The following is a 6,184-nucleotide window of genomic DNA, read 5'->3' as shown; positions in this document are numbered from 1 at the left end:
GGGCCCGCCCCGGCGGCGCCGGCCGGCCGCCGGCCCCGGCTCCGGCTCCCCGGCGGGCGGGCGCCGCCCGGCCCGCCCCGCCGTCGCGCTCGTACCCTTGCCCTCGTGAGACGCCGCACCCCGCCCCCGCCCGCCCCGCTCCCCCAGCGCCACGGTGTCGACCCGGTGCGGGTGCGGCTGCCGTTCGACGGGACCTGGCCCACGGTGCGCGAGCATCTCGTGGCACGGCTGACGGGCGCCGGGCCCGGCACGGTCGAGGCGATGTTCGACGCGGGGCTGTTCGTCGGCGCGGACGGGCGGGCGGTCGCACCGGACGCGCCCTACCGGCCGGGCATGTTCGTGTGGTTCCACCGCGAGCTGCCCGCCGAGACGCCGGTGCCCTTCCCGCTGGAGCTGGTGCACCGGGACGAGCACATCGTCGTGGCCGACAAGCCGCATTTCCTCGCGACGACCCCGCGCGGCTCGCACGTCGCCCAGACCGCGCTGGCCCGGCTCCGCGACGAGCTGGGAATCCCGGCGCTGACCGCGGCGCACCGGCTGGACCGGCTCACCGCCGGTCTGGTGCTGTTCACGGTGCGGCCCGAGGAGCGCGGCGCCTACCAGACGCTGTTCCGGGACCGGCGGGTGCGCAAGGAGTACGAGGCCGTCGCGCCGTACGATCCGGCGCTCGTCCTGCCCCGCACCGTGCGCAGCCGGATCGTGAAGGAGCGCGGGGTGCAGGCCGCGCGGGAGACCGCGGGCGAGCCGAACGCGGTGACCCGGGTGGAGCTGGCCGAGCACCGGGGCGGTCTGGGCCGGTACCGGCTCCTCCCGGAGACCGGGCAGACCCATCAGCTCCGGGTGCACCTGAACGCGCTGGGCGTGCCCATCCTGGGCGACCCGCTGTACCCGGAGGCCACCGGCCCGGTACCGCCCGGCGACTTCCGGCGCCCCCTCCAACTGCTGGCCCAGAGGCTGGAGTTCACCGATCCCGTCACCGGAGCCCGGCACGCCTTCACCAGCCGGCGAACCCTGCGGGCCTGGTCCTGCCCGGCCGACTGGACCGCCCGGCAGCCGTAGCGAACCCGCCGCGGCCGGCCTCCACGCGCTCCGGCCCGCCCGGCCGTGCCCGGCGACGCGACCGGCCCGCCCCGCCGAGGCAGACCAGTCAGGCCGTCGTCGCCGTCGCGGCCGACGAACCGGCCGCCGCCCCGCGTCGTCACTCCCCGTCGCGGACGCCGCTCACTCCCCCCGCCACCAGCGCAGCAGCCGCTGCCAGATGCTCGCGCGGTGAGGCGGTCGCGGTGTCGTGGGGGCCGGAGCGGTGGTGGTGGCCGGGGGCAGGGGGCCCGCGGTGGGGGCCGCGGCGGGGGGCGGGGTGGCGGAGGGGCCGGCGGAGCGCTGCGGTGGGACGACCGAGGGCCTGGGCGGCAGGCTCGCGTCCTGCTGGGCCTTCGGCTCGAAACGCACCGGCAGCGACACCAGGTGCCGGGAGGCGATGGAGGACCGCCAGCGCAAGTCCTCCTCCGCGCAGTCGAGCTGGACGTCGGGCAGCCGCATCAGCAGGGCGTCCACACCGACGTCGGCGATGGCCCGGCCGATGTCCTGGCCGGGGCACTCGTGCGGGCCGCCGCCGAACGCCAGGTGGGACCGGTTGCCCCGCATGCCGGCGGAGAGGTCGGGCCGCACCCGGGGGTCGACGTTGCCCGGGGCGGGCGCGAAGAGCAGCCCGTCGCCCCGGCGGATGCGCTGCCCGCCCAGCTCCGTGTCCTGCTTGGCGAAGTAGCCGAGGACGGTGCTGAACGGCGGCTCGTCCCACAGCGACTGCTCGATGGCCTCCGGCACGGTCATCTGGCCGCCGTTGAGCCGGGCGCGGAAGCCCGGCTCGGTCAGCACCATGCGCAGCGCGTTGGCTAGGAGGTTGACGGTCGCCTCGTAGGCCGCGAACAGCACGAGCCGCAGGTGTTCGCGGACCTCGTCGTCGGTCAGCTCCGCCGGGTGGCCGATGAGGTGGCTGGCGAAGTCGTCCTCGGGGCGGGCCCGGCGGCGGGCGGTGAGCCGGCCGAGCGCCTCCATGACGTGGGCGTGGCTCTGGATGGCGGTCTCGGTGCCCTTGAGCGCGTCGCGGGCGGCCTGCACCATCCGGTCGTCGTACTCCTCGGGCATGCCGAGGATCTCGCACATGACGGCCATCGGCAGGTGCTCCGCGAACTGGGAGACCAGGTCGGCCCGGCCGCGCTCGCAGAAGTCGTTGACCAGGTCCTGGGTGTAGCGGCCGATGTGGCGCCGCAGTCCGCGGTGGTCGATGGGCGCCATGGCGCCGGTGACCGCCGCGCGCAGCCGCTGGTGCTCGTCGCCCTCGGCGTGCGAGCAGATGGGCTGCCAGGCGATGTGCGGCATCAGCGGGTGGTCGGGCTTGACCTGCCCCTGGAGCAGCGGCGACCAGATCCGGCTGTCGCGGGTGTACTGGGAGGGGCTGCGCACCAGTTGCAGGTTCTCGGCGTGGCCGAGGACCACCCACATCGGTACGTCGTCGTGGAGCAGGACGGGCGCCACGGCGCCGTGCCGCTCGCGCAGGTGTTCGTAGAGGTCGCCCAGGTCCTCGGCGTCGGGGCCGTGGAGCCGGTGCGCCTCGCCGGGACCGAGGCCGTGCGCCGGGCAGCCGGGCGGTGGGCCGGGGGTGGGGTCGGTGCCGGTCAGGGACTGGGGTTCAGACGTCACGGTGCAGCTCCGGAACGGACGGGTCGGTGGGACACGGGTCAGCGCAGGGCGCCGGACAGGGCCAGGGAGTGCAGGAAGCGCATCAGGGTCATCAGCACGTCCTTGCTGGACGCGCGGCGGCGCACGTCGCAGTCGATGATCGGGATGTCCGGTGCCAGGTCGAGCGCGGTGCGCAGTTCCTCGACCGGGTGACGGGGCGCGTCCGGGAAGGTGTTGACGGCGACGACGAAGGGCACGCCGCGTTCCTCCAGCCGTCCCATGACGTCGAAGCTCACTTCGAGGCGCCGGGTGTCGACCAGCACGACCGCGCCGAGCGCGCCTTCGAAGAGGCCGTTCCACAGGAACCAGAAGCGCTCCTGGCCGGGGGTGCCGAAGAGGTACAGCACCAGCTTGTCGGTGATGCCGATGCGGCCGAAGTCCATCGCCACGGTGGTGGCCGTCTTGGTCTCGGAGCCGTAGTCGTCGTCGACCCCGATGCCGGCCTGGGTCATGGTCTCCTCGGTGGTCAGCGGCCTGATGTCGCTGACCGAGCCGACCATCGTGGTCTTGCCGACACCGAAGCCGCCCACGATCACGATCTTCACCGCGGCCTGGGCCGTCCGCGGCAGGTGGTCCTCGGTGCGTGGGCCGGGGATGGTGTCAGAGCCGTTGAAGTCCATGCATCACCGCTTCGAGGAGTGAACGGTCGGGAAGCGCCTGGCGGACGATCGGGGCGCGCACCTGCACCAGTTCGGCCGTGATCAGCTCGGTGAGCAGGACGGTCGTCGCGCTGAACGGCAGACTGAGGTAGGCCGAGAGTTCGGCCACGGACAGCGGCGCGGTGCACAGCCGGAGCACCGCCGCCTGCTCGGGGGAGGCGGACGGTGTCGGCGCCGAGTGCGCCACGATCAGCGTCACCAGGTCGAGTTCGGCCCGGGCGCCGTCGGCGGAGCCGGCGATGGTGTACAGCCGCTCGGGGTTGCCGGGCCGCTCGGGGCCGTCCTCCGAAGCGGCGGCCGGCGCGGGTTGCGGGGGCGGGGGTGACGGCAGCCGCGGTGGCCGGCGGCGTCTGCGGCGCGGCGGGGTCATACGGTCTGCCCGTTGCGCCGGGGCGGGCTCGTCAGATGGGTGCCGATCCGGACGACGAGGTCGCGCATCATGCCGCTCATCCGGCCCGGTTCGCAGGTCACGTCGGCGAGCACCGCGAGGAAGGCGTTGGCGCCGGCGTTCATGAGGTAGAAGTAGCCGCCGTCGATCTCGATGACGACGAGCTTCATGTCGCCGCTGCCCACGATCTCCTGGGTGATGGCGCCGGCCAGGCTCTGCAGTCCCGCGCAGGCCGCGGCCACCCGGTCGGCGGCGTCGGGGTCGCCGCCGTGGCGGGCGATGCGCAGTCCGTCGGCGGAGAGGACCACGATCATCTGGATGCCCGGGACGCCGTCGTTGAGCTGCTTGAGCATCCAGTCGATGTTGCCTCGCTGCTGGATCACGTGGGATTCCCCTCGTCGTCGGCCTCGGTGGGGCCTGCCGAATCGTCGATCAGGTGCAGGTAAGCGGTCGGGTTGCGGGTGAAGTCGGTCAGCTCGGCCGCGGTGGCGCCTTCGGGCATGCCCTTCTTCAGTCCGTCCCAGAAGGCGTCGACCCACATGCCGGGGGGCCGGTCCTTCAGCTTCTGGCGCTCGGGGTCGATCTCGGGCTCGGGTTCGGGTCCGGGCGCCGGGCGGGACCAGACGGTGGGGGTGCCCTCGCGCTCGGCGCGCTCGACGGCGGCCTGTTCGGCGTAGCGCACGCTGAGCGGGGTCTTCACCCGGCTGCGGCGCTGCGGCAGGCCGCCCGCCGTCCACTCGGTGACCTCGGGGACGTCGTCCTCCATGGAGACCCCGGCGGGGATGCGGGGGCTGGTGGGGCGGCGCTTCTTGGGCGGGCGCTTGGGACCCTCCACCGCGCCGAGTTCGGGCATGGGCACCGCGGTGGCCCCGATGCCGTGGGCGGCGCCGACGCCGGGCTCGGTGGTGGTCATCACCCGCGGCACGACGAGGATGGCGCGGACGCCGCCGTAGGCGGACGCGCGCAGCGAGACCCGCATGTCGAACGCCTTGCAGAGCCGGCCGACGACGGCGAGGCCGAGGCGCGGGCTGTCGCCCAGGTTGTGGGCGTCGTCGGCCGCCATCGCGTCGGCGATCGCCTTCTCGATGCGGGCCCGGGACTCCTCGCTGAGGCTGACGCCCGCGTCCTCGATCTCGATGGCGAGGCCGGCCTGGACCTCGACGGCGGTGACGTGCACCTTGGTCGACGGCGGCGAGTAGCGGGTGGCGTTGTCCAGCAGCTCGGCGGCGGCGTGGATGATGGGCTCCACGGCGGTGCCCTTGATGTTGATGTTGACGATGGAGCTCAGGTTGATGCGCCGGTACTCCAGGATCCGGGACATCGCGCCGCGCAGGACGCTGTACAGCGACACGGGCAGGGGCCACTGGCGGCCCGGGCGGCCGCCGCCGAGGACGGAGATGGAGTCGGCGAGGCGGCCGATCAGGGCGGTGCCGTGGTCGATGCGCAGCAGGTCGTCGAAGACCTCGGGGTTGCGGCCGTGGTCCTCCTCCATCTCGCGCAGTTCGCCCGCCTGCTGGTGGACGATGGCCTGGACGCGGCGGGCGATGCTGACGAAGGAGCGCTCGGTGGCGTCGCGCATCGAGATCTCGCGGTCGGCGCCGCGCAGCGCCGTCCGCAGCAGCGTGCGCTGCGACTCGGGCAGGTGGCGCAGTTCGGGGTCGGCGTCGACGACCTTGCGCATGACCTCCCGCGGCGGGTCTCCGGCACGCAGGTGGAGCAGCGCGGTGGGCAGGACGTCGGTGCCGAGCCGGACGATCTCCGCGTCATGGCCGGCGATGCGGTGTTCCAGATACGCGGTGTGACGGGCGTGCTCGGCCTGTGTCTCGCCGAGCCGGCGGGCACGGCGGACGATCTCCGAGGCCAGGGCGAGCATCATCAGCAGGGCCACGGCCCCGCATCCGGCGACGGCGATCCGGGCGTCGGCCGGGACGAGGGCGGCCGCCGCCCCGGTGACCGCCGTCATCACGGTGGCGGGCGGCAACAGCACGCGTGCGAGGGGAAGTTCACGGCCGCCGGGAGGCTTTCGGACACTCACCATGGTTGCCTTCCGAGACGGGACGGCTGGGTGTCGGGGGAGCTTGCGCGGGGAAGATTCACGGAACTGCCGGTATCTTCGGGGCTTTTGGGAACAAGCGCGCGAATTTACTCAACTCGGTGCGCCGCAGGCGAGCTTAGTCCGACCGGATCATCGCCGTGTCATATTCGGCAAGCACCTGAATTCACCCGTGCAACAGGAGTACGCTCGACTCCATTTCCACGCTGCGCATTTGTTCGAATACATTGGGTGACGGCGCACAGGCATGCGAAAACCACTCACCGTGATGAGTGGAGTGGGGTCGGGGGCGGGCGGCCCCCCCCGGGGGGCGGGGGGCGCCGCCCGGCCGGGGCCCGCCCCCCC

General features: G+C 73.7%; 6 protein-coding genes. 1 reads left to right on the top strand and 5 read right to left on the bottom strand.

Going from position 1 to position 6,184, the window contains the following annotated elements; genetic code table 11:
• Positions 1 to 105: 105 nt before the first annotated feature.
• The gene (locus ACFQ9Z_RS35800; RefSeq protein WP_383029966.1) at positions 106 to 1,059 is read left to right on the top strand and encodes an RluA family pseudouridine synthase; all 954 of its coding nucleotides are present in this window, start codon (positions 106 to 108) and stop codon (positions 1,057 to 1,059) included.
• 162 nt (positions 1,060 to 1,221) lie between these two features.
• On the opposite strand, the gene ACFQ9Z_RS35795 is transcribed toward ACFQ9Z_RS35800, so the two are convergent.
• Genes ACFQ9Z_RS35795 through ACFQ9Z_RS35775 form a run of 5 tightly spaced genes read right to left on the bottom strand, consistent with a single transcriptional unit; the run spans position 1,222 to position 5,824 of the window.
• Positions 1,222 to 2,700 carry a cytochrome P450 gene (locus ACFQ9Z_RS35795; protein WP_383029963.1) on the bottom strand — a complete coding sequence of 493 codons (1,479 nt, stop codon included), beginning with the start codon at positions 2,698 to 2,700 and terminating at the stop codon, positions 1,222 to 1,224.
• A gap of 38 nt (positions 2,701 to 2,738) precedes the next feature.
• Entirely contained in the window at positions 2,739 to 3,359 is a 621-nt protein-coding gene (locus tag ACFQ9Z_RS35790) for an ATP/GTP-binding protein (RefSeq protein ID WP_383029959.1), read from the bottom strand.
• Entirely contained in the window at positions 3,340 to 3,768 is a 429-nt protein-coding gene (locus tag ACFQ9Z_RS35785) for a DUF742 domain-containing protein (RefSeq protein ID WP_383029957.1), read from the bottom strand. Before ACFQ9Z_RS35785 ends, ACFQ9Z_RS35790 begins: the two co-directional genes overlap by 20 nt.
• On the bottom strand, positions 3,765 to 4,169 hold the full coding sequence (locus tag ACFQ9Z_RS35780; protein WP_351664088.1) for a roadblock/LC7 domain-containing protein: 405 nt from the start codon (positions 4,167 to 4,169) through the stop codon (positions 3,765 to 3,767). The genes ACFQ9Z_RS35785 and ACFQ9Z_RS35780 overlap by 4 nt, the downstream gene beginning before the upstream one ends.
• Positions 4,166 to 5,824 (bottom strand): sensor histidine kinase, encoded by a 1,659-nt coding sequence (locus ACFQ9Z_RS35775; protein WP_383029955.1) that lies wholly within the window; start codon positions 5,822 to 5,824, stop codon positions 4,166 to 4,168. The genes ACFQ9Z_RS35780 and ACFQ9Z_RS35775 overlap by 4 nt, the downstream gene beginning before the upstream one ends.
• Positions 5,825 to 6,184: the final 360 nt, after the last annotated feature.

The organism is Streptomyces sp. NPDC056580 (assembly GCF_042793175.1).
Taxonomy (GTDB): domain Bacteria; phylum Actinomycetota; class Actinomycetes; order Streptomycetales; family Streptomycetaceae; genus Streptomyces.
Note: the sequence above shows the minus strand (reverse complement) of the source record. Positions and strands in the feature narration are given on the sequence as shown.

Coding starts and splice junctions, on each gene's coding strand:
- ACFQ9Z_RS35790 (WP_383029959.1), bottom strand. CDS start 3,359: ATGGACTTCAACGGCTCTGACACCATCCCCGGCCCACGCACCGAGGAC.
- ACFQ9Z_RS35785 (WP_383029957.1), bottom strand. CDS start 3,768: ATGACCCCGCCGCGCCGCAGACGCCGCCGGCCACCGCGGCTGCCGTCA.
- ACFQ9Z_RS35775 (WP_383029955.1), bottom strand. CDS start 5,824: ATGGTGAGTGTCCGAAAGCCTCCCGGCGGCCGTGAACTTCCCCTCGCA.